Source organism: Sphingomonas sp. BL-S-05 (assembly GCF_055521695.1).
This window is the reverse complement of the sequence record NZ_CM145499.1, coordinates 3,586,859-3,610,638: the sequence shown is the minus strand read 5'-3', so window position 1 is coordinate 3,610,638 and position 23,780 is coordinate 3,586,859. Positions and strand designations below refer to the sequence as shown.

The window sequence follows — 23,780 nt, the reverse complement described above, 5'->3', positions numbered from 1 at the left end:
TGTTCATGACCGAGATCACCGTCGCCGCGCTCCAGCTCGGCTTCTCGACCGATATCGACCGCAACATCGCCAATGTCTCGCGTCTGGTGCGCGAGGCGGCGGCACGGGGGGCGCAGGTCATCCTGCCGCCCGAATTATTCGAAGGCGAATATTTCTGCCGCGTCGAGGACGAAGGGCTGTTCGCCAATGCCAAGCCGGTGGCCGAGCACAAGGCGGTGCTGGCGATGCAGGCGCTGGCCAGCGAGCTGAAGGTGCATATCCCGACCAGCTTCTTCGAAGCCGATGGTCCGCATCACTACAACAGCCTCGCGATGATCGACCCCGATGGCCGCATCCAGGGCGTGTATCGCAAGAGCCATATTCCCGACGGTCCGGGATATGAGGAGAAATTCTATTTCCGCCCCGGCAATACCGGGTTCAAGGTATGGGACGGCCCGGCCAAGCTGGGCGTCGGCGTCTGCTGGGACCAATGGTATCCCGAAACCGCGCGCGCATTGATGCTGATGGGCGCGGAAGTGCTGTTCTATCCGACCGCGATCGGCAGCGAACCGCACGATACCAGCCTCGACACCGCGCGGCTGTGGCGCCGCGCGATGGTCGGCCATGCCGTGTCGAACGTCGTGCCGGTGGTCGCCGCCAACCGCGTCGGCACCGAACATGGCCAGACCTTCTACGGCACCTCGTTCATCGTCGATGAACGGGGCGACGTGCTGGCCGAACTCGACCGCGAGGAAGAGGGCGTCATCACCGCGACGCTCGACCTCGACCGGGTAAAGCGCCACCGCGCCGCCTTCGGCTTCTTCCGCGACCGCCGGCCGGAGCTGTACGGGCGGCTGGTCCAGGATATTTAACGGAAATCGGGCGTGCGCCGCTCCATGCCGGCGCGGACCGCCTCGACCTGATTGGCGGTGCCGAGCAGTGCGATCTGTTCGGCGCTTTCGGCGGCGAGGATCGTCGCCGCATCGGCATCGTCGACAAGGTTGGCGAGGCGCTTGGCCGCGCGGACCGCGTCGGGGCTGCGTCCGGCGATGCCGCGGGCGATTGCCATCGCCGTGTCGACCGGATGGTCGGCGATGCGCGTCACGAAGCTTGCCGCCTGCGCCTCGACCGCGTCGAACTCGCGCGCGGTGAACGCCAGTTCGCGCAAGACGTCGCCCCGCACGTCGCGCCACAGCGCGAAGCCGGCCATGTCGGCGACCAGTCCCCATTTCGCCTCGAGGATCGCGAACCGGGTATCGGGCGCGGCGATCCGCACATCGGCCCCCGCCATGATCTGCAATCCGCCGCCGAACGCCAGCCCGTGGACCGCCGCGATCACCGGCATCGGCAGCGTCCGCCAGCCCCATGCCACCTGCTGCACCCGGTTCGCCAGCCCATGCGTCCGCGTCGCGAGGTCGAGGCCCGCCGCCCCCGCCGCCATGCTCGCCATGTCCAGCCCGGCGCAAAAGGCCCGTCCCTCGCCCGACAGCACGACGCAGCGCGCCGGGGACGTGCGCAGCGTCTCGATCGTGTCGATCAGCGCGTCGAACATCGCCGGATCGATCGCGTTCATCTTGTCGGCGCGGGTCAGGCGGACCTGCGCCACCCCGTCCGCGATCGTGGTCGTCACCCGCATCCGTCCCGCTCCCCAACTTCCCCCTTTTCAACCGGCCATGGCGGCGTAGCATGGGGGTAGCCGGACGATACCGGCAGGGGAGAGGAGAGGAAAGATGCGTCCATGGTGGTTGGCCCTGGCGGTGGTGGCGACTCCGGTCGTCGCGCAGGATGCCGGTTCGGGCGATATCTATGGCACTGCGCTCAGCAACGGCTGGGAGAATCGCAGTACCGCGACGGTCGAGCTGTCGACTGAGATACAGGGATCGCAGCGCAAGCCGATCTGGGTCGAGGCCGGCCCCTATCAGGCGCTGTCGCTCTATCATGCGCCGTTCGACACCACGCCGTACAAGTCGGTGGCGATGCTGATCCAGGGCATGGACGGCGGCGCGCAGCAATTGCGGATCGTCGCGGTGGTCGATGGCAAGCCGCTGGAGGCACAGGCCTATCCGGTCACCTTGCCCGCCAGTGGCTGGAAGAAGGTCGAACTGCCGCTTGTCAAGATCGGTGCCGACAAGAAGCGGATCGATGGCCTGCTGGTGCAGAACGCGACCGACAAGGCGATCGCGCCCTTCGTCGTCACCGAGATCGCGCTGCACTGACCGCCGGCCAGTCTTCGCCTTCAACCCGCGGGCGATCCGTTCTACAGGAACCGGCGATGACTGGCTTTCCGCTCCCGCCCGGCTTCGATCCGGCCCGCTTCTTTTCGGCGCGGGTCGGCGGCCATGGGTCGCGGCTGGGAATCGGCTATCGGGCGCATGGCGCGGACTGGTGCGAATTGCTGCTGCCGTTCCGACCCGACCTGATCGGCGATCCGGCGCGCGGCGTGCTGGCGTCGGGGCCGATCCTGACGCTGATGGACATGGCGACCAGCGTCGGCGTGTGGCTGAAGCGCGGTGCGTTTTTGCCGCATGCGACGCTCGACCTGCGGCTCGACTATCTCCGCCCGGCAACGCCCGAGCGGACGGTGATCGGACGGGGCGAATGCTACCGCGTCGCGCGGCAGGTCGCGTTCGTGCGCGGCATCGCCCATGACGGCGATCCGGGCGATCCGGTGGCGCATGTCGCGGGCACCTTCATGCTGCTGGACGCGGCATGACCCTGCCGCCCTATGCCGAACTGCTCGGGCTGACGCTCGATCACGATGCGGACGGCCATCCGATCGTGACGATGGCATTTGCCGACGACCTGCTCGGCCGCCCCGGCTTCGTCCATGGCGGCGCCATCGGCGGGATGCTTGAGATGGCGGCATGGATCGCGCTGCGCCATGCACTGGGCAGCGACGCGGCGACGATCAAGCCGATCAACGTCACCATCGACTATATGCGCGGCGGCCGCGAGCGGACGATCTGGGCGGCGGGCAGCGTCACCCGGCTGGGGGCACGCATCGCCAATGTGACCGCGACCGCATGGCAGGACGATCGCGACCGACCGATCGCGGCGGCGCGGCTGAACTATCTGCTGCGGCGCTGAACCCGCCCGGATATTTTCAAGACCTGCGATAGTTGTGCGACATTCGGGACGTAGCAACCCTGGACCGCGACAATGCGGCTTGGGTTTCAAAAGGGTTTCGCATGGCGCGGTGGACATTGGCGGTTTTGGCATTGGGGACGGCACCGGCGGCGCTAGCGGCACAGACTGCCCCAACCGCCCCGGTAGCAGGGACCACCCAGACTCCGGCCGCGCAGGCGCCGACGACGCCACAACCGGGTGAACCGGCCGATCCGGCGGGCGCGGGCGGCACCGATATCGAAAGCGAAGCCGAAGAGATCGTCGTAACCGGCCGCCCGCCCCCCGGATCGGTCCCCGGCGACATCAAGCCCGAACTGCAATTGTCGCCGGCCGATATCCGCTCCTACGGCGTCAGCTCGGTCGCGGAACTGGTTGCCGAACTCGCTCCGCAACTGCAATCGGTGCGCGGCGGGCAGCCGGTGTTCCTCGTCAACGGCCGGCGTTCGGCGGGTTTTCAGGAAATCCGCGACCTGCCGACCGAGGCGATCCTGCGCGTCGACATCCTGCCCGAGGAAGTCGCGCTGAAATATGGCTATCGCTCGGACCAGAAGGTCATCAACTTCGTCCTGCGCCCGCGTTTCCGCAGCTATACCGGCGAATTGCAGGGTAGCGTGCCGACCGATGGTGGGTCGAGCAATGTCGAGGTCGAGGGCGGGCTGGTCCGCATCGACCGCGACAAGCGCTTCAACCTGAATCTGCAGGCGGAAACGACCAGCAATTTGCTGGAAAGCGAACGCGGCATCATTCCGAACACCTCCGGCACGCCCTACGACCTGATCGGCAACGTCACCGGCATCCCCGATGGCGCGGCGATCGATCCGGCGCTGAGCGCCTTGGCCGGTACGCCGGTCACCGTCGCGGCGGTGCCGGACGGCACGCCGACGCTGGCCGGGTTCGCCGCCGGGGCCAATGCGCCGCGCGTGACCGACACGACGCCGTACCGGACGCTGTCGGGCGCGGTCGACCGCTTTTCCGCCAATGGCGTCTATGCACGCAGCATCTTCGGCAATGTCGCGGCGACGGTCACCGGCCGCGTCGAGCATAACCGCACCGAATCGCTGCTCGGCCTGCCCGCCATCTCGCTGACATTGCCGGGCAACACACCCTTCTCGTCCTTTGCCAGCGACGTGATCGTCCGCCGCTATGCCGAAGCGAGCCCGCTGGTGCAGAATGGCGAGACGACCACTGCCAATCTCGGCTTTGCGCTGAACGGTGATATCGGCCGGTGGCGCTGGACGGTGAACGGCAATTACGACCGGATCGACACCAGCACCCGCACCGAACGCGGGGTCGACGTGACCGATATCCAGGCGGCGGTCGGCGCGGGCACGTTCAGCCCGTTCGGCGATCTCGGCAATCTGATCCGCACCACCGATCGCGCGAAGTCGGTGTCGAGCATCGCCGGCATCAACGCGCTGGTCGCCGGGTCGCCCTTCTCGCTACCCGCCGGCGACGCCAGCACCAGCATCCGCATCGCCGGGACGACCAGCGATTTCAGCAGCGATTCGGTCCGCGCGGGACTGGCCAGCGCCGCCGATCTCGGTCGCGACAGCGGGTCGGTGCGTGCCAATATCGACCTGCCGATCGCCAATGCCGCACGCGAAGTCCTGTCGGCACTCGGGCGGCTGTCGCTGAACGGCAATGCCGAGGTCGAACAACTGTCGGACTTCGGTACGCTCACCTCCTATGGCTATGGCCTCAACTGGCAGCCGATCACGCCGCTGCGCATCCTTGCGTCGGTCAGCCACGAACAGAATGCGCCGTCGCAGCAGCAATTGGGCAACCCGCTCATCACCACCCCCTTCGTCCGCCGCTTCGACTATGTACTGGGGCAGACGGTCGACGTGACCTCGATCAGCGGCGGCAACCCGGACCTGGTGCAGAGCGACAGCCGCGTGCTGAAGCTGGGCGTCAATCTCAAGCCGTGGAGCGAGCGCGATATCTCGTTCCAGTTCGATTACACCAACAACCATACCGACAACCCGATCCGCACCTTCCCGACGATCACCGCCGAGATTCAGAACGCCTTCCCCGACCGCTTCACCCGCGATCCGGCTACCCGCGTGCTGACCCGCGTCGACAACCGCCCGGTCAATTTCGCCCGCGCCGACAGCAGCGTGCTGCGCTACGGCATCAACTTCGCCAAGCGGATCACCACCGCGCGGTCGCGTGCGGCAGAGGCGGCGCGCCAGGCCTTCATGGAACGGCGTCGCGCCGAACGCGAAGCGGCGGAAGCCGCCGGCACGCCGCCACCCCCGCCCGGCGAGGGTCGCGGTCCCGGCGCCGACCGTGGTCCTGGCGGCGGTGGCGGTGGCGGCGGTGGACGCGGGTTCGGCGGACCGGGCGGCGGCCGCGGCGGCTTCGGCGGGGGTGGTGGCGGCCGGCTGTGGTTCGGCGTGTATCACAGCGTGAACCTGACCGACACGATCGTGATCCGCGACGGGCTGCCGCAACTGAACCTGCTCGATGGCGACGCGGTCGACGACAATGGCGGGACACCGCGCCACCAGATCGATTTCAATGGCGGCTATGTCCGCGACGGACTGGGCGCACGCGTCACCGTCAACTGGCGATCGGCGACCGAGGTCAATGGCGGCGCCAGCGGCACCGGCCAGACGCTGAATTTCGGCGGGCTGGCGCGCGTCGGGCTGCGCTCCTGGATCGAACTCGGGCAACAGCCGGGGCTGGTGCGCGACAATCGCTGGCTGCGCGGCGCGCGGATCAGCCTGGGCGTCGACAATCTGTTCAATGCACGGCAGCGGGTGACCGACGCCAATGGCGTCGTGCCGATCAACTATCAGCCCGGCTATCTCGATCCGACGGGGCGGGTCGTGCGCCTGACCTTCCGCAAGCTGTTCTTCTGACCCGGCCGATCAGTGCGCTTCCGAACGCTCCTCGCCGGAGCGTTCGGCACCGGGGCGGGGCACGTCGGCGCGCCCGGGTGCGTCACTGTCGGTGCTGGCCATGCGGCGGCCGCCGAAGCCGGCAGTCTCCTGATACAGCAGGGTGATGGCGACGCGGCGGTTGCGCGGGTCGAACGGGTCCTTGGCCACCATCGGCTCGCGATCGGCCACGCCCTCGATCCGTTCGAAGCGGCGCTCGCCGACCCCCGCCAGCGCGAGGCGGCGGCGCGTCGCTTCCGCCCGGCCCGAGGAGAGCATCCAGTTGTTCATCGTTTCGCGTCGGCCATAGGCGACCGAGTCGGTGTGCCCCCGGATCATGATCGTGTTGGGCAGGTCCTTCACCGTATCGGCGATCAGCGCCATCAGCTTCGACGCTTCCGGGGCGAGCGCCGTGGTGCCCAGCGCGAACATCGAATAATCGGCATTGTCGACCAGGTCGATGCGCACCCCGTCATGCGTCGGCACGATGCGGACGTTCTTGGCCAGTTTGCGCAGTTCGAGGCTCGATTCCAGCTTCTGCCGCAGCTCGCGCTTGATCCGCTCGAACGCCTTGCGATCGGCCTCGGCCATCTCCGCCTTGTTCTTCAACCGGCCCTTCTCGCCCGATCCGACCTGTGCGCCGCCATTGGCGTCGACGGGGATGGTCAGCGACCGCGTACCGGTCTGCGCCGCGCGGTGCGGATAGCTGTCCTTGTCGACGATCGATTCGCCGCCGAACAGCCCGTTCGATCCGGCCGACCCCGCCTTCACCTCGACCAGCGACGGCGTGAAATAATCGGCCAAGCCCTTGCGCTGCTTCTCGGTCGTGGCGCCGAGCAGCCACATCAGCAGGAAGAACGCCATCATCGCCGTCACGAAGTCGGCATAGGCGACCTTCCACGCACCGCCGTGATGGCCGCCATGGCCCTCGGCGATGATCTTCTTGACGATGATGACGGGGGGCGGCTGGTTATTGCCGTGCGGTGCCTTCGCCATGGGATCAGCGTCCGCGCAGGCCGTCGAAGACTTCGGCGAAGCCGGGCTGGTTGTGGTGCGGAATGCCCGAACGTGCGGCTTCGATCACCAGCGGCTGGGGATGGCCGTGGAGCGAGGCGATGATGATCTGCTTGACGGTGTGATAGATGGCAGCGTCGGCATCGATCACCTGCTGCAACCGCCCGGCGAGCGGCCCGACCAGACCATAAGCGAGCAGAATGCCGAGGAACGTGCCGACCAGCGCCGAACCGATCATGCCGCCCAGGATCGACGGTGGCTTGTCGATCGAGCCCATGGTCTTGACCACGCCGAGCACCGCCGCGACGATGCCGAGCGCGGGCAGCGCGTCGGCCAGCCCCTGCAAGGTCGCCTGCGGCCCCTGTTCCTCATGGTGATGGGTCTTGATGGCGTTATCCATGACCTCCTCGACCGCGTGCACGTCGAGCGTACCCGACGACACGACGACGAGGCGCAACGTATCGGCAATTAAGTTTACCAACGTGTGATCTTTCATCAACCGCGGATACTCCCCGAACACCGACGAGGATTTCGGATCCTCGACATGCGGTTCGAGCGCGATCGGCCCTTCGGCACGCAGCATCTTCATCAGCTTGGACACGAGGAAGATCGCGTCGAGATAATCCTGCTTCTTGTACTTCGGCCCCTTCAGCACCTTCATGAAGCCGCCGCCCATGCCCTTGAGCTCGCGGCCCGAATTGCCGATGATAAGTGCGCCGACCGCCGCACCGCCGATGATGAGCATTTCGTGCGGCAGCGCGTGCAGCACGGGGCCGAGGTCGCCGCCGGTAAAGGCGAACCCACCGAACACCATGGCGATGAGAACGACGAAGCCGATGGCGGGAAACATATGGCGCTTGCCCCTGGGTTACGAACCGTTGCGGCGCTGTCCGCGTCGCATCACCCGTCCCTTTTCGCCGATAGACGTCGAGAAATCGTTACCGCCCGCCAATTTACCAAGAAACCGGGCAGCCAGGGTCACTTCAGATAGTTAAACAGCGACATGCCTGCCAGTTTGGAAATGCTGGCCTGGGTCGCGCTCAGAATCGTCAGCGTCTTCTGAAATTCGACCATCGTCGTCGAGATATCGGTATCTTCGAGCGCGCTGCGCGCTTCCTCGCGGTCGATGCCGATATTCTCGAGCTGGCTCGATTCGATCTCCAGCCGCGCGGCGCGGGCGCCGTTGGCGGCACGCGCCGACGTCACCTGCGCTTCGGCGGTATCGAGCTTGCCGAGCGCGGTGTTGATCTTGGTCGTATAGGCCTTGCGCGCGGCATCGACGTCGAAGGGGGCGGCGTCGGGATCGACCGCCGGGGCGTCGGGGTCGACCGGTACCGTCGGGTCGACCACCGGCGCTTCGGTCGGCATCTCCATCGCCGTCTTCAGATCGTCGATCAGCGCGAAGATATCGACGCCGCCATTGGCACCGCTGAACACCCTGCTGCCATCGATGCCGACCTGCATCTGGCTCGCCTCGCCGATACGGACGTTCGCGACCGATGCGTTGCCGGTATAGGTGATCGCGCCGGTCGTATCGTCCTTGGTAAAGGCGACGTCGCCGGTTCCGCCGAACACCGGATGGTTGCGCACGTCGCGGCTGTTGGCGATCGCCAGCAGTCCTTCGCGAATCTGGTCGAGTTCGTTGGCGATCGCCACCTTGTCCTGGGCATTGAGCGTATCGGTGCCGGCCCGCACGGTCAGCTCGCGCACGCGCACCAGCCGTTCGTCGACATTGCCGAGCGCGGTATCCGCCTGTGCCAGCAGACCGCGCGACAAGGTGATGTTGGAGCGGAAGGCGTTCGAATCCGCCTCCTCCTTCTTGATGCCGCCCAGCATCATCCACGATGCCGAATCCTGCGACGCGACCTTCAGATGCTTCTGCGTCGACAATTCGGTATTCAAGCGGTTGAGGTCGGCGTTCAGCCGCGACATCTGGTTCGTCGCGCGATTGTAGAAGTTGGCCGTGGAGATCTGCATGGCTGGTCCTATCGGATCGCGAACAGCGTATCGAAGGTCTCGCGCGCGACCTGGATCACGCGGCTCGACGCCTGATAGGCCTGCTGGAAGCGCATCAGGTTCACCGCCTCCTGGTCGAGGTTCACGCCCGCCGACGAATCGCGTGCATCGACCGCCGAATCGCGGATCGCGCCCTGCGCCTCGGCAATGGTCTTGCGCGCGTTGAGCGCCGATCCGTTGCTCGATTGCAGCGCGACGACGCGCTGTTCGAACAGGCCGTTGCGGCGCGCATCGAACAGGTTGGACAGGTTGCCGCTGTCGCGGGCCCCTTCGCCCGGGGTCGCCGCCGCGATCTTGGCCGGATCGCCCAGCGTACGGGTGACGCGGCCGGTCGGCTCGATAGCGAACATCGCCGCGCCCGCTTCGCCGTTCAGATCCTCACCGCTGGCAAAGGCGCCGTTGACGTCCAGCACGAAGTCGCTGGCGACATTGACCACTTCCTTGCGCATGTCGCTGATCCGCTTGGCGCCGTCGACCATGCCGGCCAACGAACCCCCACGCGGGATCAGGATGGTTTCGGTACCGCCACGCATCGTCGTGAACACCGGGGCGCCGTCCTCGTCGCGTTCGAACCGGACGGTCGATGCCTCGATCCCATGGACCAGCAACGGGCCATCGGCGCCGCCCGCACGCACCGTCACGCGACCGGTCGTATCGAAGTTGACGTCGATATCGGTCATCTCGCTCATTTCGTCGAGCATGCGGTCGCGCTGGTCGAGCAGCTGCGCCTCGCCCGCCGATCCCTTCGATACGCGCGACAGGCCGTCGTTGATGCGCGCCAGCACCGCCGCATTGTTGCTGAGCTTGCTCACCGCATTATCGGCGTTGAGGGCGAGATTGGCGGCGGATTCGTCGAGCGCGCCGATCGTGCCCGAAAATGCCTGAGCGACGCTTTCCGCCGCTTCCAGCATCGAGCGGCGCGGTGCGTCGGCCGACGGATCGGCGGACAAAGTGGTGGCGCTGTTGAAGAAGGCCGTCATGCGATCGGTCAGCGCGCGGCTGGTCAGCGCGTCCTCGATCCGCGCCATCCACACGATACCGCCATCGCTGCGTGATACGTCGGAGTTCGACTGGCGAACCTCCTGCGACCGGTAGATATCTGCCGAACGCGCAACCCCGGTCACGGTCACGCCGCTGCCGGCGATCTGCCGCGACGAACCCACGCCGACCTCGGCAAGCGACGTCGTCCGCCGAACATACCCGGTGGTGCCGGCGTTCGCGATATTGTCCGACGTCGTGGTCAGGGCCGACTGGTACGCCCTGACTCCGCTTGCCCCGATCGACAGCAGGTCGCTCATCCGCTCTTCCCTTCACCCGGGGTAACGGCCGAATCGGTCCGGGCTTGAGCGGGATTATTGGCATCGGCGACGTTAACCATCTGTGACCGAGCCAGAAACTCGGTCATCGCCTTGCCGATTCCAAGCGGGGTGGACACCGACATATTCTCGGCGACCTTCTGATCCCACATGTCGCGGAACTGGCCGGCGGCCTTGTTGTCGAACAGCGTGTCGGCCAGCTTCGCCTGCCGCATCGATTTGAGCATCATGCCGGTGAAGACCGATTCGAACCGCTCCCCGGCGGCCTTCAGATTGTCCTTGTTGCCGATGCGGCTGGTGTCGACCCCGATGCCGGTCGTCGCGCCGATCACGCTCACAGCACCACCAGCTCCGCCTTGAGCGCGCCCGATTCCTTCAGCGCCTCGAGGATCGCGACCAGATCGGCGGGCGATGCGCCGATGGCGTTGATCGCCTTCACCACGTCGGCGAGCTTGGGACCCGGTGCGAGCACGAACATTGGCTTGACCTCCTGTTCGATGGTCACGCCGCTCTTCTGCTCGACCGCGGTCTGGCCCTGGCTGAAGGGTGCGGGCTGGCTGACGCGCTGATTCTCGTCGATCTTCACGGTCAGCTTGCCATGCGTCACGGCCGAGGGTGCGACGCGGACGGCCGAGTTGATGACGACCGTACCGGTGCGGGCGTTGACGATGACGCGCGCGGCGGTCTCGGCCGGGTCGACCGAGAGGTTCTCGACCTCGCTCATCAGCATCGCACGGGTGTCGGCACCAGGCGCGGCACGCAGCGCGACCGATACCGCGTCGATCGCGGTCGCGGTCCCGGCGCCGAAGCGGCGGTTGATCGCGCCGGCGACATTCTGTGCGGTGGTGAAGTCGGCCTGCGCCAGATTGAAGGTCAGCGTCGGCGCGGTGGCGAAACCGGTATCGACCATGCGCTCGACCGTCGCCCCTTCGGGAATACGGCCGGTCGAGGGGATGTTGACGACGATCTTCGACCCGTCGGCACCCTCGGCCCCCAGACCGCCGACCGCGAGATTGCCCTGCGCCATGGCATAGATCTGGCCATCGGCCCCCAGCAGCGGCGTCATGATCAGGGCGCCGCCGCGCAGCGACTTGGCCTTGCCCATCGAGGCGACCGTCACGTCGAGCCGCTGGCCGGGCTTGGCGAAGGGCGGCAGTTCGGCGGTGATGAGGACGACCGCCGCGTTCTTGAGGCCGGGATTGGCACCCGGCGGCAGTTGCAGCCCCATGCGCGAGGCGATCGCCTTCACCGACTGGACGGTATATTCGAGATTGTCGTCACCGGTGCCGGGCAGGCCCACGACGATGCCGTAACCGGTCAGCTGGTTCGACCGGATACCCTGAAAGCGACCGAGATCCTTGACCCGCTCCGCCGAGGCGGGCGCGATCATCAGGACGGCGGCGAGGATGGCGAGCAGGAAGCGCATGGGCGGAACCTAGAACGGGCTGACGACCTGGAAGAAGCGGCTGAGCCACCCCTGCCGGCTGGCGCGGGCGACATCGCCCTTGCCGGTGTAGGAGATGCGGGCATCGGCGACGCGGGTCGACGGCACGCGGTTGTTCGCATCGACATCGGCGGTGCGAACGATGCCCTTGATCGCGACGACCTCGTCCCCGCGGCTCAGCGTCACCCGCTTCTGCCCCTGCACCAGCATCGTGCCGTTGGGATAGACTTCGGCGACGGTGACCGAGAGCTCGCCCGACAGCGCATTGGTCTGATCGGCCGATCCGGTGCCGCCGAAATTGCGGCCGCCCGATGCCTTGGCGATGTTCGGGTCGAACGACAGCGGCCCGACCGAGGGCGGCGTGATCGAGAAGCCGCCATTGCTGTCGAGCTTCGATCCCGCCGATTTCGACGCACTGGTGCGTTCGACCAGAGTGATGGTCAGCGGATCACCGACCTTGCGCGCGCGCCATCCTTCGTAGAGCGCGGCATAGCCCTGCTCGACCTGAAAGATCGCGCCGGTGGCGACGACGGGCATGACCGGGGCGGCGGCCGGCGTCGCGGCATAGGATTCACGCGGCGTCTTCCGGCCGAACAGCGGGCGGGCGTCTGCGGGCATCGCCGCCAGTACGACCACGGCGAACGCGACGGCGCGCGCGGCGTCAGATGTTCTGATTGACATATTTCAGCATTTCGTCGGTGGCCGAGATCATCTTCGAATTGACCTCATAGGCGCGCTGCGTCTCGATCATGTCGACGAGTTCCTCGACGACGTTGACGTTCGAGCTTTCGAGCATGCCCTGCCGGATGCGGGCGCGGCCATCGAGGCCGGCGACGCCGAGCTGCGGCGCGCCCGATGCGGCGGTTTCGGTCAGGAAATTGTCGCCGGCGGGCATCAGTCCGGCCGGGTTGGCGAACAATGCCACCGGAATCTGTCCGATCGCGGTCGCTTCGGTCTGGTTGGGAATGGTCGCGCTGACGGTACCGTCATTGCCGATGGTGATCGACGTCGCGCCCTCGGGCAAAGTGATGCCCGGCATCACCTGATAGCCTTCGGTCGTGACCAGCAGCCCTTCGGCCGAACGGGTGAAGTTGCCGGCGCGGGTATAGCCGAGCTGACCGCCGGGCATCTGCACCTGAAAATAGCCGTCACCCTCCATCGCCATGTCGAGCGCGTTGCCGGTCGTGGCGAGCGAGCCCTGCGTCTGGATGCTGGCCGTGCCCTGGATACGGACGCCGGTGCCGAGGTTCAGGCCGGTCGCATAGCGCGATTCCTGCGTCGAGGCGGCGCCCTGTGCGGTGATGATCTGGTAGCTCATCGCCTCGAACGAGGCACGGTCGCGCTTGAACCCGGTCGTGTTGACGTTCGCCAGGTTGTTCGAGATGACGCGCATCCGCGTGTCTTGGGCATCGAGCCCGGTGCGCGCGATATGCAGTGCGGCGTTTGCCATGTCCTGTTCCCCTTAACTCTGGACGCGCATCAGGTTGGCGGAGGACTCATCCATCTCCTTCGCCTGCTTCAGCATGCCTGCCTGCACTTCGTACGACCGCTGGTTCTCGATCATGTCGACCAGCGCCTGCGTCATGTTGACGTTCGATTGTTCGAGCGCGCCACCGCGCACCTTCGCGGTCATGTCACCCGGCAGGGTGCCGCCGCCGCGGACGTGCAGCAGATTGTCGATGCCCTTGACGGTATCGCTGCCCGCGGTGCTGACCAGCTTGATCTGGCCGACCTCCTGATCGGGCGTGCCGGGGGGCGACCCCTGCGGCACGACCATCACCCGGCCATCGGCGGTGATGTTGATCGACTGGGCCGGCGGGATGGTGATCGGACCGCCGACGCCCATGACCGGCAAACGATCGCCGGTCTCCAGCGTGCCGGCGGCAGTGATTTGCAGGTCGCCGCGACGCGTATAGGCTTCGGTGCCGTCGGGGCCTTGGACCGCGATCCATGCATCGCCCTCTACCGCAATGTCGAGCGGACGGCCGGTGGCGAGGATCGCGCCGGCCCGGCGATCCATGTCGCGCACTTCCTCCGAGGAAGGCGAGCGCGATTCGAGTTCGCCGTTCTTGCCCTTCAGCAACAGCTGCTCGAAATCGACCTTGTCGGCGCGGTAGCCGATCGTCGACCCGTTCGCGATATTGTTCGCGATCGTCGCCTGCGACGCCATGTGCCCGCGCAGTCCCGACATCGCAGTATAGACCAGCCGGTCCATCGAAGCCTCCGTGTTATGACCCCTGCTTCACAGCAAGGGCCATGCCAGTTCCATCAGGCGCGCAGGTCGAGGATCGAGCGCGTGATCTGGTTCGAGGTGTCGAGCGCCTTCGAATTCGCCTGGAAATTGCGCTGTGCGGCGATCAGGCCGACCAGTTCCTCGGTGATGTCGACGTTCGACCCTTCGATCATGCCCGACATCAGCGAACCCGCGCCGTTTTCGCCCGAGCTGGCGAAGGTCGGATCGCCCGACAGGCCGGTCGCCTGCCAGTTGCTGTTACCCATCTGGCGCAGGCCCGACGCGTTCGAGAAGTTGACGATCGCGACCTGGCCGAGCGGCTTGGTATCGCCGTTCGAATAGCTGGCGGTGACGATGCCCTTTTCGTTGATCGTCACGCCCTGCAGGCGGCCGACCTCGACGCCGTCCTGCAGCTGGGTCGCCACCTTGAACGGCTTGGTCGTCGAGACCGTCGTCGTCGGGATGGTCAGCTTGATCTGCTGCTGGGCGATGCCGCTGGCCGGCATGAACGAGTTGAAATCTTGCTCGACCGCCGTGGCGAGTTCGCCCGCCGCGTTGAATTCGACCGTCACCGACGGCGTCTTGTCGGCACCGACCGTCATCGCCTGGTCACCGACGAAGCTGTATGCCTTCCACGTGCTCGTAAGGTCCGTCGCATCGGTATTCGGGGCGGTGGTGCGCACCATGTACGTGGTCATCGTCATCGGATTGCCGGCGCCGTCATAGACGGTGGTCGAGATGGCTTCGTTGTAGCTGCTCGAATCGAAGCGGCTGAATGGGGTGGTCGAGGGCACGACCGACCGGGCGTTCATGTTCATGCCGAGCGTCACGTTGTCGGTGCCCTTGGGCTTGCCCGAGGTGCCGTTGAGCACGAGGTCGGTCAGCGACGCGCGGGTCGTGGCGATGACGTTGCCGTTGCCGTCGACCGGATAGACCTGCAAGCGGGCACCCTGCGCATCGGTGACGAACTGGTTGGCGTCGACGCGCAGCGAACCGTTGCGGGTGAAGGCCAGACCCTGCTTGTTGGGATCGGGCTTGAGCGCAAAGAAGCCGTCGCCGGCGATCGCGATGTCGAGCGACGAGGACGACTGGACGAGATTGCCTTCGCCGAACTGCTGGCGGTTGCCCTTCACCACCGTACCCGAACCGACCATCTGCGTCGGCGCGACGGCGAGGTTCGACGCGATCACGTCGGCGAATTCGGCGCGGCTCTTCTTGAAGCCGGTGGTGCCGACGTTGGCGAGGTTGTGCGAGATCGACGCCATGTCGACCTGCGAGGCCTTGAGACCGGAGAGCGAGGTATAGAAGGACATGCTAGGCTCCTGCGGGAATTCTTGAGAAGAGGGTTCAGGCGATCTTGCGGACGGTGTCGGCCGCGACCTGCGACCCGTTCGACAGCGTCAGCGTCGGCTTGCCGCCATTTGGCATCACCGAGGACACGCCCGCCCAGGCGAGGTTGCGTGCCTTGACCACGACGCCGCTCGAATCCGATGCGGCGACCGAGATGGTGTAGGGGCCGGCGTCGGCGGGGGTGCCGTTGTCGGTCGTGCCGTCCCATTGATAATCGACCATGCCCTTGGGCTGCGCGCCCATCGACACGGTGCGGGCGATCGCGCCGCTGGCGTCGCGGATCTCGAGCTGGACCTTGGCGGCATCGCCGTCGAGTTCGACCGCGCCGGTGACGTTGCCGTTGTTGTCGGCGCTGGCGGTCGGGCTGTCGGTCAGCACTGCCTTGCCGATCCACGACACGGCGTCGCTGGTGCCGTTGCCGCCCAGCTTCGCCGCCAGCGTCTTGAGCGTCGAGCTCATTTCGGTGATGCCCGACAGCGACGAGAATTGCGCCATCTGCGCGACCATCTGGCCGTTGTCGGTGGGGTTGAACGGATCCTGATATTGCAGCTGTGCGGTCATCAGGCGGAGGAAATCGTCCTGACCCAGCGAGCGCTGACCCAGCTTCGACTTCGCCGCCGCCTGGTTCGTTGCGCTTAGCTGCGGCAGGTTCTGGACAGACGTAGTGGCCATGATCAGCGTCCCAGACGGAGGGTTTCGGTGATGAGCGACTTGGCGGTCGACATCACCTCGACATTGTTCTGATAGGTGCGGGCGGCATCGAGCATGTCGACCAGCTCGCGCGGTTCGTCGACGGCGGCTTCCCACACATTGCCCTCGGCATCGGCCAGCGGATTGCTGGGGTCGTAGCGCTTGGCCGGTGCCTCGCCCGCCTTCACGACTTCGCGCGCGTCGACGGTGGCGAGGCCCGATGCCGCGTCGAAGCTGGTGCGGAACACCGGCTTCATCGTGCGATAGGCGGTATCCTGCGTCGTCGCGACCGCACCGGCATTGGCGAGGTTCGACGCGGTGGTGTTCATCCGCACGAGCTGCGCCGACATGGCGCGGCCCGATACTTCGAAGATGCTCATCGGCGCGGGCATCGTTTATTCCCCCTTGAGCGCGCGGGTGATGGTGGAAATGCGACCGTTCAGGAACGCCAGCGTCGTCTGATACGCGACGGCGTTCTCGGCGAAGGCGGTCTGTTCGGTCACCAGTTCGACGGTGTTGCCGTCCATCGAGGGCTGCACCGGCAGGCGATAAAGCGTGTTGCGGTCGATCGCGCCGTCGACATTGCCGCCGCGCTCCGCCCCGGCTAGCGCCGCGCGGAAGTCGACGTCCTTCGCCTTGAACCCGGGCGTGGATGCGTTGGCGATGTTCGACGCCAGCATCCCCATGCGCTGCGCCCGCACCTCCAGCGCCGCACCATGTATCCCGAACAGAGCGTTGTCGGCCATCGGCCCGAAATCTCCTGAGCGGCGCGCCGGATGCGCGTCCCCACGGAACACAGCAAAGCGCGTGCCAATTTCGTTCGGCCGGGGTGAGCGATCGAAATACGTGCGACCTTAACCATGATCGCGGCAACCGCCCGCCGCGGCCCGGCAAACGCTTGCCGCCGCCAAACTGGCATCGCCCTTGCAGTAAGGCGGGCATGAACCTGTCGCTGCTTGCCCCCTATGCCGATCCGCTGGCTGCGCTGTTCGTGATCGGCGGGACCATCCTGACCATCGCGATCCGCACGCCGCCGGCCGATCTGGGCCGCGCCATCCGCGCGCTCGCCACCCTGCCGCGCCGCCCGTTTTCGGCCGATGCCGGCATCGAACAGATTGCCGCACTGGCGCGGATCGCGCGGCGGCACGGGGTGCTGACGCTCGACCGGTCGCAGATCGCCGATCCCGATATCGCCGAAGCCATCGCCGCGATCGTCGACGGCGCCGGGCCGGATGCGGTCGGCGAGACGCTGAGCCACCGCAACGCCGCGCGCGCCGAACGCCACCTCGCCGCCGCCGACATGTGGGCGGCGGTCGCCGAGCTGGCCCCGGCGCTGGGCATGATCGGCACGCTGGTCGGGCTGGTCCAGATGTTCATGGCGATGACCGATCCGACCGCGATCGGCAAGGCGATGGCGGTGGCGCTGCTGTCGACGTTGTACGGTGCGATCGTCGCCGCGCTGATCGGCATGCCGATCGCCGGACGGCTGCGCCAGATGGCACGGATCGAGGCGTTCGAGCGCAGCCGCTTCGAAGGCCCGCTGGTGGCGCTCGCCCGGCGCGAGCGGCCGCATTTCCGGGAGGCGGCGGAATGAAGATGCACCGGTTCGACGTGGCGCCGGGACGGCCATTGTGGCTGACGACGCTGGCCGATCTGTCGCTGCTGCTGGTCGGGTTCTTCGTCTTTCTGCAGGCGTCGCAGACGGTCGACCGGCAGGCGCTGGCCGCCGGCATCCGGGCAGGCTTCGATGCGGATGCCGCGCCGATGACGCTGGATCGCGGGATCGTCGACGGGTTCGCGACCGGATCGGCGGCAATGCCGGCCAGCTATGGCCGGACGCTCGACTTCGTCCGCGCCGCTGCTGCCGATCCGCGGGTCAAGGTCACGCTGACCGGCGGCACCGATGGCGATGTCGACCCGCTGACCGGCAGCGCCGCGATCCTTGCCAGCGACCGCGCCCGCACCGTCGCCACCGCACTGGTCGCCGATGGCGCCGTGCAACCCGACCAACTCGCCTTTGCCCCGCCCGCGACCGGCAGCCGGGGCGTCCAGATCGACCTTGGCTTTGCCGGCGACCGGCAAGCCGTTGCCGACCGGCAGGCGCCGGTTGCCGCCCCCGTCCATGGAGCCGACCAATGATCCGTCCGATCCTCGCCATCCTGTCGCTGACCGCCGCCCCCGCCGTCGCGGCGCAGAATTTCCAGTCGACCGCGCAGCTCGACGAAGCGGTCGTGCAGTTCACCGGCGCCAGCATCGGCATGGACGGCGGCGCGCAGATGCCGGTCGATCCGCGGCTGAAGCTGGCGAAATGCGCGATGCCGCAATTCAACTGGCTGTCCGAACGGCAGGATGCGGTGGTCATCAGTTGCATGGCGCCGGCATGGAAAGTCTATGTCCCGGTCCGCCGCCTGGCCCGTATCGTCCCCGAGCGTGCCGCCCCGGCAGTCGCCGCCGCCGCCGCCAAGCCCGAACCGGTGATCCGCCGCGGCGACCCGATCATGATCGAAGCCGGGGCGGAAGGCTTTTCGATCACCCGCGACGGTGTGGCGATGAGCGACGCGCCGGTCGGCGGGCGGCTGATGGTCAAGGTCGACCCCGCCAAGCCGCCGATCCAGGCGATCGCGATGGAATCGGGTCGTGCCGCCCTGCCCGGCTTCGGGCGATAAACCGGCCGGATCGACAAAAAATCGATCCGCAGTAATTTTTGCTAAAGAAGTTCGGGAAGGCGCCGTTTCTCCTCATGTCAGCAGTTCGCGAAGGACGGGGACATGGTGGATTCAGTCGGTTCAAGGCCGGTAACGTCGATCGGGCAGCGTGCCATCGCACGCCCCGAGGGACAGACGCGCGCCGCGGCGACACCGCCGGCGGAGGGGACGACCAAGACCGGCGTCGCACTCCTGTCGGGGGGCACGACCGCCGCCGCCATGTCGGCATCGCCGCCGATCGATACCGATCGGGTCGCGACGATCCGCAAGGCGATCGCCGAAGGCCGCTTCCCCCTGTCGCCCGCCACCATCGCCGACCGGCTCATCGCCCTGAAACTCGATTGGAACAGCAATGAACCGGCGTGATGCGCTGATCCAGATCATCGACAGCCTGCATGCGGAGATCGCCGCGATGCAGGCGAACGACGTTACCGCGCTGGAAACCGCGACGGCGATGAAGCTGCAGGGGATAGAGGCGGTCGCCGCCAATGACGACGTGCCGCTCGACGCCGAGCTGGAAACGCTGGCGCGCGAAGCGCAGCGGCTGAACGAGACCGCGCGCATCTATGTCAACCTGATGTCGGCCAATGTCCGGCGCCGGATCGAGCAGCTGACCGGCGGCGGTTTGCCGGCCTACCGGCCGGGGATTGCCGCCTCGGCGCGTCGCTCGGCGGCTGCGGCGTATCGGTGATCGCTGCACCGGCAGTCTGGCACGTCACCCCAGCGCAGGCTGGGGTCTCATGCGGCGCTTGCTGCGCGCTGTAACCGCAAGATCCCAGCCTGCGCTGGGATGACGTTCGGGGCGGGGCGGATGGCGCGTGCTTCGCAGCGCGGACGCAGCAAATTGAAAACTGGCACGTCGCTTGCTGTGAGGCTCCCCGAACAGGGGAAGCGAAGCACAGCCCGATGAATGTCGTTCCGGTAGAAGCAAGGTCCAACGTCCATAGCGCGATCGCGACGGCGAGCGCGCGGACCGGCATCGATTTCAATTACCTGCTGGGTCAGGCACAGGTCGAGAGCGGCCTGCACGCCAATGCGCGCGCCGCGACCTCGTCCGCCACCGGCCTGTACCAGTTCGTCGAGCAAAGCTGGCTGGGCGTGGTCAAGGCGCATGGCGCGGAGCATGGCATGGGCTGGGCGTCCGACAGCATCCGCCAGGGCAGCAACGGCCGCTATTATGTCGCCGACCCCGCGACGCGCCGCGCGATCCTGAACCTGCGCAGCGATCCACAGGCATCGTCGCTGATGGCCGCCGAACATGCCGCCGACAACAAGTCCGCGCTCGAAGGCGCGCTTGGCCGCAATGCGACCGGCACCGACCTGTATATGGCGCATTTCCTGGGTCTTGGCGGTGCGCGTCAGTTCCTGACGTCGATGCAGGCCAATCCCGACCGGTCGGCCGCCGCGATGTTCCCCGCCGCCGCTCGCGCCAACCGGTCGATCTTCTTCGCGCCGGGCGGCCAGCCGCGCTCGCTGGGCGAAATCTACGAACGGATGAGCGCGAAGCTCGACCGCGGGGCGAAGGCCGTCGGCGGCAGCGGCGTCGAGGATGGCGGCTTCCCGGTCAACCGGATGCAGCAGCCCGCCGTCCTGCTGAACGGCTTTGGCGGCGACGTCATCATGGGCAACGAGGCGCAGGGCGGCGACGAGGCATGGCTGGCATCGACCATCGCCAATCTGAACGTCGTGCGCAGCCGTGGCGGCGACGTGACGGCGAACCCGGCGCAGATGGCGTCGCTCTATCGCCCGACCCCTGAATCGGCGCGGCTCGCCTATTCGATCCTCGCCAATCTGGGAGCCGCATGATGCAGGCGATCCTGAGCAATCCCAAGAGCCTGCTCCCCGCGATGCGCGGGTCGGCGCTGCCCGCCGCGATCCTGCTGCTCGTCCTGCTGATGGTCGTGCCGATCCCGGCGTTCATGCTCGACATCTTCTTCGTCATGAACATCATGATCTCGATCGCGGTGCTCATGGTCGCGCTCAACGCGCAGAAGCCGCTCGACTTCTCCGCCTTTCCGACGGTGCTGCTGTTCGCGACGCTGTTCCGCCTCGGCCTCAACGTCGCGTCGACCCGCGTCGTGCTGGTCCATGGCCATGAGGGCGAAGCGGCGGCGGGCCATGTCATCGAGGCGTTCGGCACCTTCCTGATCGGTGGCGACTATGTCGTCGGTCTTTTCGTCTTCTCGATCCTGATCATCATCAACATGATCGTGGTGACCAAGGGTGCGGGCCGCGTGTCCGAAGTGTCGGCACGCTTCACCCTCGACGCTCTGCCCGGCAAGCAGATGGCGATCGACGCCGACCTGAACGCCGGCCTGATCACCCCCGACGAAGCGCGCGCCAAGCGGATCGAGACCGGCGCCGAAGCCGATTTCTACGGCGCGATGGACGGTTCGTCGAAGTTCGTGAAGGGCGACGCGGTCGCCGGCCTGCTGATCCTCGCGATCAACATCGTCGGCGGCCTGATCCTCGGCGTGGTCAGCCACCAGATGGCGGTCGGACAGGCGGCGCAGACCTATGTGCTGCTGGCGATCGGCGACGCGCTGGTCGCGCAGGTACCCTCGCTGCTGCTGTCGATCGCCGCCGCCGCCATCGTCACCCGCGTCACCTCCACCTCTTCGCAGGACCTTGCCGGACAGATCGGGACGCAGTTCGCGTCGCACCGCACCTGGGCGCCGGTCGCCGGCATCCTCGGCCTGCTGGCGATGCTGCCGGGCATGCCGTTCCTCGTGCTCGCGCCCGCCGCCGGCATCGCCGGCTTCGCGTCGTGGAAGCTCGGCAAGATGAAGAACGCGCCGCCCCCCGCCCCGCCGGTCGAGGCGCTGCCCGAACCCGCCGACCTGTCGAAGATCGGCTGGGACGAGGTCAACGACAATTGCCACATCATGCTCGACATCGGCTACGGCCTCGTGCCGCTGGTCGACGAGCGCAAGGGCGCGCCGCTGATGAGCCGGATCACCGGCGTCCGCCGCCAGCTGTCCAAGGACCTCGGCTTCGTCGTGCCGCAGGTGAAGGTGCGCGACGACATCAACCTCGCCCCCTATACCTATCGCATCTCGATCGGCGGCGTCGTCGTCGGCGAGGACATGGCGTCGGCGACCGAGATGCTGGCGCTCGACACCGGTCAGGCGGTCGGCGGCTTCCTCGAGGGGAAGACCGCCAAGGACCCGACCTTCGGCCTGGACGCGATCTGGATCCAGCCGGGCGATGCCGATGCCGCGACCGGTGCCGGTTACCTGGTGGTCGATGCCGGCACGGTGATCGCGACGCACCTGAACCATGTGCTGACCGTCAATGCGACCGAGCTGCTGGGCCCGGACGAAGTGCAGGCGCTGCTCGACGGCCTGAAGGACCGTGCCGCGAGCCTGGTGGCGGCGCTGTGCCCGCAGCCGCTGACGCTGACCACGCTGACGCAGGTGCTGCGCGCGCTGCTGGCCGAGAATATCCCGCTCAAGGAATTCCGCCGCATCGCCGCCGCCATCGCCGTCACCGCGCAGCGGACGCAGGATGCCGACGAGATCGTCGAGCTGATCCGGCCCGAGCTGGGCGCGCTGATCATCCAGAAGCTGTGCGGGGTTCGCGAGCCGCTGCGCGTCATGACGCTCGAAGGGCAGCTGGAAGCGCTGCTGGGGCAGGCGATGCGCGGCGATCCGTCGCGGCGCAACGCGATCGAGCCCGATCTGGGCCGCCGCATCGTCGACGCGCTGACCCATGCCGCGCAGCCGCTGATGGCCGAAGCCAAGCCGTTCGCGCTGGTCGTGCAGCCGTCGATCCGCGTCGCGGTGCGCAAGCTGGTCAAGTCGTGCCTGCCCGACACCCCGGTCATGAGCTTCTTCGAAGTTCCCGAAGACAAGGCAGTCGAAGTCGTCGCCGTCATCGGCGCCCCGGAGGCCATCCCCGCATGAACGCCCCCTTCTTTCCGCAGCCTGAGCTGAACGCCGCGACCTATACGCGCCGTGCCCGGCCGAACGATGCCGACGCGCTGGTGCGCAAGCATCTGCCGCTGGTCCGGCGGATCGCATGGCATGTCCATGGCCATATGAGCACGATGGTCGATGTCGAGGATCTGGTGCAGGTCGGACTGGTCGCCCTGGTAGAGGCGGTGCCGATGTTCGAGGATCGCGGATCGGTGACGTTCGAACAATATCTTAGCACCCGGCTGCGCGGGGCGATGATCGACGAACTGCGGCGGCAGGCGACGATCAGCCGCGGCGCGATGAAGCGGCGGCGCGACTATGCGAAGGCGGTGTCGGCGCTGACGCAGGAACTGGGCCGCGCGCCGGTGCCGGTCGAGATCGCCGCGCGGCTGGACGTGCCGCTGTCCAAGCTGCGCACCGATTATGCCGATGTCCAGTCGGTGCAGTTCGATTCGATCGACGACGTCTATACCGACGAGGCGCCGTGGTTCATGGACGACGGCCCCGATGCGTTCGAGGCGCTGGCGGAGGGCGAGCTGCGCGAGGCGCTGATCGCCGCGATCACCGCGCTGCCCGAACGCGAGGCGCAGGTCATCCAGCTTTATTATGTCGAGGAACTGAACCTCGAGGAAATCGGGCAGGTGCTGGGCGTCGGTGCGGCGCGGATCTGCCAGATCAAGAAGTCGGCGCATGAGAAGCTGAAAAAGGCGCTGGCGCGGGCGGCGGGATAACCGGTCGTAATCGTTGCGACTTGTGCGGGGTCGGGCTTTGGTCCGGCCCCGTTTTCGTGTCCAAAGTTCACTAAGTTCACACTTGCCACGTTTTCGCGCGTGCTGCGCGACGGGGTGGTTGGCGGCAGATCTGGCGATGCGAAAGCGCCGGTGTAGCGATGTTAGCGCGCGGTATCGGTTGTAGGAAAGGGTGGCGGTCGCCCTCCTGCGCGCACCGCGCCCGAAGCGTAGCCCGGCGGACGCCTGGCTCGCGTTGGCGGGACGACTTCGGCTGGTCCGTGGACGTCGGCCTTCGCCGGCGGTGGCGTCGCGTTTCGCCGGCAAGGCGTTGCCGGTTGGTGTGCGGCCACCCCCCTCCACCACCGCTTCACGGCGGC

27 protein-coding genes are annotated in these 23,780 nt (G+C 67.1%); 13 read left to right on the top strand and 14 right to left on the bottom strand.

Annotated elements, in window-relative coordinates; all coding sequences use genetic code 11:
• The first annotated feature begins 5 nt into the window (after nucleotides 1-5).
• A complete protein-coding gene (aguB, locus tag ACZ1JS_RS16815; protein WP_465167040.1) occupies nucleotides 6-851 on the top strand; it encodes an N-carbamoylputrescine amidase in 846 nt (281 codons plus the stop codon).
• On the opposite strand, the gene ACZ1JS_RS16810 is transcribed toward aguB, so the two are convergent.
• The gene (locus tag ACZ1JS_RS16810) at nucleotides 848-1,615 is read right to left on the bottom strand and encodes a crotonase/enoyl-CoA hydratase family protein (protein WP_465167039.1); all 768 of its coding nucleotides are present in this window, start codon (nucleotides 1,613-1,615) and stop codon (nucleotides 848-850) included. The genes aguB and ACZ1JS_RS16810 overlap by 4 nt on opposite strands.
• A gap of 94 nt (nucleotides 1,616-1,709) precedes the next feature.
• On the opposite strand from ACZ1JS_RS16810, the gene ACZ1JS_RS16805 reads away from it, so the two are divergent.
• From ACZ1JS_RS16805 to ACZ1JS_RS16790, 4 genes are all read left to right on the top strand, one after another.
• Nucleotides 1,710-2,195 carry a hypothetical protein gene (locus ACZ1JS_RS16805; protein WP_465167038.1) on the top strand — a complete coding sequence of 162 codons (486 nt, stop codon included), beginning with the start codon at nucleotides 1,710-1,712 and terminating at the stop codon, nucleotides 2,193-2,195.
• A 56-nt stretch (nucleotides 2,196-2,251) separates the two neighbouring features.
• Entirely contained in the window at nucleotides 2,252-2,692 is a 441-nt protein-coding gene (locus ACZ1JS_RS16800; RefSeq protein ID WP_465167037.1) for a PaaI family thioesterase, read from the top strand.
• Nucleotides 2,689-3,066, top strand: coding sequence for a PaaI family thioesterase (locus ACZ1JS_RS16795; protein WP_465167036.1), 378 nt, complete (start codon nucleotides 2,689-2,691; stop codon nucleotides 3,064-3,066). The genes ACZ1JS_RS16800 and ACZ1JS_RS16795 overlap by 4 nt, the downstream gene beginning before the upstream one ends.
• Nucleotides 3,067-3,167: 101 nt before the next feature.
• Nucleotides 3,168-5,969, top strand: coding sequence for a TonB-dependent receptor (locus ACZ1JS_RS16790; RefSeq protein WP_465167035.1), 2,802 nt, complete (start codon nucleotides 3,168-3,170; stop codon nucleotides 5,967-5,969).
• 9 nt (nucleotides 5,970-5,978) lie between these two features.
• On the opposite strand, the gene ACZ1JS_RS16785 is transcribed toward ACZ1JS_RS16790, so the two are convergent.
• The 13 genes from ACZ1JS_RS16785 to flgB form a co-directional block, all read right to left on the bottom strand.
• Nucleotides 5,979-6,983: a flagellar motor protein MotB gene (locus ACZ1JS_RS16785; RefSeq protein ID WP_345879608.1), complete on the bottom strand. Its 1,005-nt coding sequence runs from the start codon at nucleotides 6,981-6,983 to the stop codon at nucleotides 5,979-5,981.
• 4 nt (nucleotides 6,984-6,987) lie between these two features.
• Nucleotides 6,988-7,851, bottom strand: a complete 864-nt coding sequence (gene motA, locus ACZ1JS_RS16780; protein ID WP_345879607.1) for a flagellar motor stator protein MotA — start codon at nucleotides 7,849-7,851, stop codon at nucleotides 6,988-6,990.
• A 128-nt stretch (nucleotides 7,852-7,979) separates the two neighbouring features.
• Entirely contained in the window at nucleotides 7,980-8,978 is a 999-nt protein-coding gene (gene flgL / locus ACZ1JS_RS16775; RefSeq protein ID WP_465167034.1) for a flagellar hook-associated protein FlgL, read from the bottom strand.
• Nucleotides 8,979-8,986: 8 nt separating this feature from the next.
• Nucleotides 8,987-10,315 (bottom strand): flagellar hook-associated protein FlgK, encoded by a 1,329-nt coding sequence (gene flgK, locus ACZ1JS_RS16770; RefSeq protein WP_465167033.1) that lies wholly within the window; start codon nucleotides 10,313-10,315, stop codon nucleotides 8,987-8,989.
• Nucleotides 10,312-10,671, bottom strand: a complete 360-nt coding sequence (locus ACZ1JS_RS16765; RefSeq protein WP_465167032.1) for a rod-binding protein — start codon at nucleotides 10,669-10,671, stop codon at nucleotides 10,312-10,314. Before ACZ1JS_RS16765 ends, flgK begins: the two co-directional genes overlap by 4 nt.
• Nucleotides 10,668-11,759: a flagellar basal body P-ring protein FlgI gene (locus ACZ1JS_RS16760; RefSeq protein WP_242119131.1), complete on the bottom strand. Its 1,092-nt coding sequence runs from the start codon at nucleotides 11,757-11,759 to the stop codon at nucleotides 10,668-10,670. Before ACZ1JS_RS16760 ends, ACZ1JS_RS16765 begins: the two co-directional genes overlap by 4 nt.
• Nucleotides 11,760-11,768: 9 nt before the next feature.
• Nucleotides 11,769-12,458: a flagellar basal body L-ring protein FlgH gene (locus ACZ1JS_RS16755; protein WP_465167031.1), complete on the bottom strand. Its 690-nt coding sequence runs from the start codon at nucleotides 12,456-12,458 to the stop codon at nucleotides 11,769-11,771.
• The gene (flgG, locus tag ACZ1JS_RS16750; RefSeq protein WP_465167030.1) at nucleotides 12,439-13,227 is read right to left on the bottom strand and encodes a flagellar basal-body rod protein FlgG; all 789 of its coding nucleotides are present in this window, start codon (nucleotides 13,225-13,227) and stop codon (nucleotides 12,439-12,441) included. Before flgG ends, ACZ1JS_RS16755 begins: the two co-directional genes overlap by 20 nt.
• Before the next feature lie 12 nt (nucleotides 13,228-13,239).
• A complete protein-coding gene (locus ACZ1JS_RS16745) occupies nucleotides 13,240-13,992 on the bottom strand; it encodes a flagellar basal body rod protein FlgF (RefSeq protein WP_465167029.1) in 753 nt (250 codons plus the stop codon).
• A 53-nt stretch (nucleotides 13,993-14,045) separates the two neighbouring features.
• Nucleotides 14,046-15,323: a flagellar hook protein FlgE gene (locus ACZ1JS_RS16740; protein WP_465167028.1), complete on the bottom strand. Its 1,278-nt coding sequence runs from the start codon at nucleotides 15,321-15,323 to the stop codon at nucleotides 14,046-14,048.
• Between the two features lie 34 nt (nucleotides 15,324-15,357).
• Nucleotides 15,358-16,032: a flagellar hook assembly protein FlgD gene (locus ACZ1JS_RS16735; protein ID WP_465167027.1), complete on the bottom strand. Its 675-nt coding sequence runs from the start codon at nucleotides 16,030-16,032 to the stop codon at nucleotides 15,358-15,360.
• A gap of 2 nt (nucleotides 16,033-16,034) precedes the next feature.
• Nucleotides 16,035-16,442, bottom strand: coding sequence for a flagellar basal body rod protein FlgC (gene flgC / locus ACZ1JS_RS16730; protein ID WP_465167026.1), 408 nt, complete (start codon nucleotides 16,440-16,442; stop codon nucleotides 16,035-16,037).
• A 3-nt stretch (nucleotides 16,443-16,445) separates the two neighbouring features.
• Nucleotides 16,446-16,796 carry a flagellar basal body rod protein FlgB gene (gene flgB / locus ACZ1JS_RS16725; RefSeq protein ID WP_056453146.1) on the bottom strand — a complete coding sequence of 117 codons (351 nt, stop codon included), beginning with the start codon at nucleotides 16,794-16,796 and terminating at the stop codon, nucleotides 16,446-16,448.
• Between the two features lie 194 nt (nucleotides 16,797-16,990).
• Here flgB and ACZ1JS_RS16720 point away from each other — a divergent pair, with 194 nt between their 5' ends.
• The 8 genes from ACZ1JS_RS16720 (at nucleotide 16,991) to ACZ1JS_RS16685 (ending at nucleotide 23,403) form a co-directional block, all read left to right on the top strand.
• Entirely contained in the window at nucleotides 16,991-17,644 is a 654-nt protein-coding gene (locus tag ACZ1JS_RS16720) for a motility protein A (protein ID WP_242119117.1), read from the top strand.
• Nucleotides 17,641-18,189 (top strand): OmpA family protein, encoded by a 549-nt coding sequence (locus tag ACZ1JS_RS16715; protein ID WP_465167025.1) that lies wholly within the window; start codon nucleotides 17,641-17,643, stop codon nucleotides 18,187-18,189. Before ACZ1JS_RS16720 ends, ACZ1JS_RS16715 begins: the two co-directional genes overlap by 4 nt.
• A complete protein-coding gene (locus ACZ1JS_RS16710; protein ID WP_465167024.1) occupies nucleotides 18,186-18,716 on the top strand; it encodes a flagella basal body P-ring formation protein FlgA in 531 nt (176 codons plus the stop codon). Before ACZ1JS_RS16715 ends, ACZ1JS_RS16710 begins: the two co-directional genes overlap by 4 nt.
• Before the next feature lie 102 nt (nucleotides 18,717-18,818).
• Nucleotides 18,819-19,121: a flagellar biosynthesis anti-sigma factor FlgM gene (gene flgM / locus ACZ1JS_RS16705; protein WP_465167023.1), complete on the top strand. Its 303-nt coding sequence runs from the start codon at nucleotides 18,819-18,821 to the stop codon at nucleotides 19,119-19,121.
• Complete coding sequence (locus tag ACZ1JS_RS16700) at nucleotides 19,108-19,446, top strand: flagellar protein FlgN (protein WP_465167022.1); 339 nt, start codon at nucleotides 19,108-19,110, stop codon at nucleotides 19,444-19,446. The genes flgM and ACZ1JS_RS16700 overlap by 14 nt, the downstream gene beginning before the upstream one ends.
• A gap of 215 nt (nucleotides 19,447-19,661) precedes the next feature.
• Entirely contained in the window at nucleotides 19,662-20,561 is a 900-nt protein-coding gene (locus ACZ1JS_RS16695) for a lytic transglycosylase domain-containing protein (protein WP_465167021.1), read from the top strand.
• A complete protein-coding gene (gene flhA, locus ACZ1JS_RS16690) occupies nucleotides 20,561-22,660 on the top strand; it encodes a flagellar biosynthesis protein FlhA (RefSeq protein WP_465168726.1) in 2,100 nt (699 codons plus the stop codon). Before ACZ1JS_RS16695 ends, flhA begins: the two co-directional genes overlap by 1 nt.
• Nucleotides 22,657-23,403, top strand: coding sequence for a sigma-70 family RNA polymerase sigma factor (locus ACZ1JS_RS16685; RefSeq protein WP_465167020.1), 747 nt, complete (start codon nucleotides 22,657-22,659; stop codon nucleotides 23,401-23,403). The genes flhA and ACZ1JS_RS16685 overlap by 4 nt, the downstream gene beginning before the upstream one ends.
• Nucleotides 23,404-23,780: the final 377 nt, after the last annotated feature.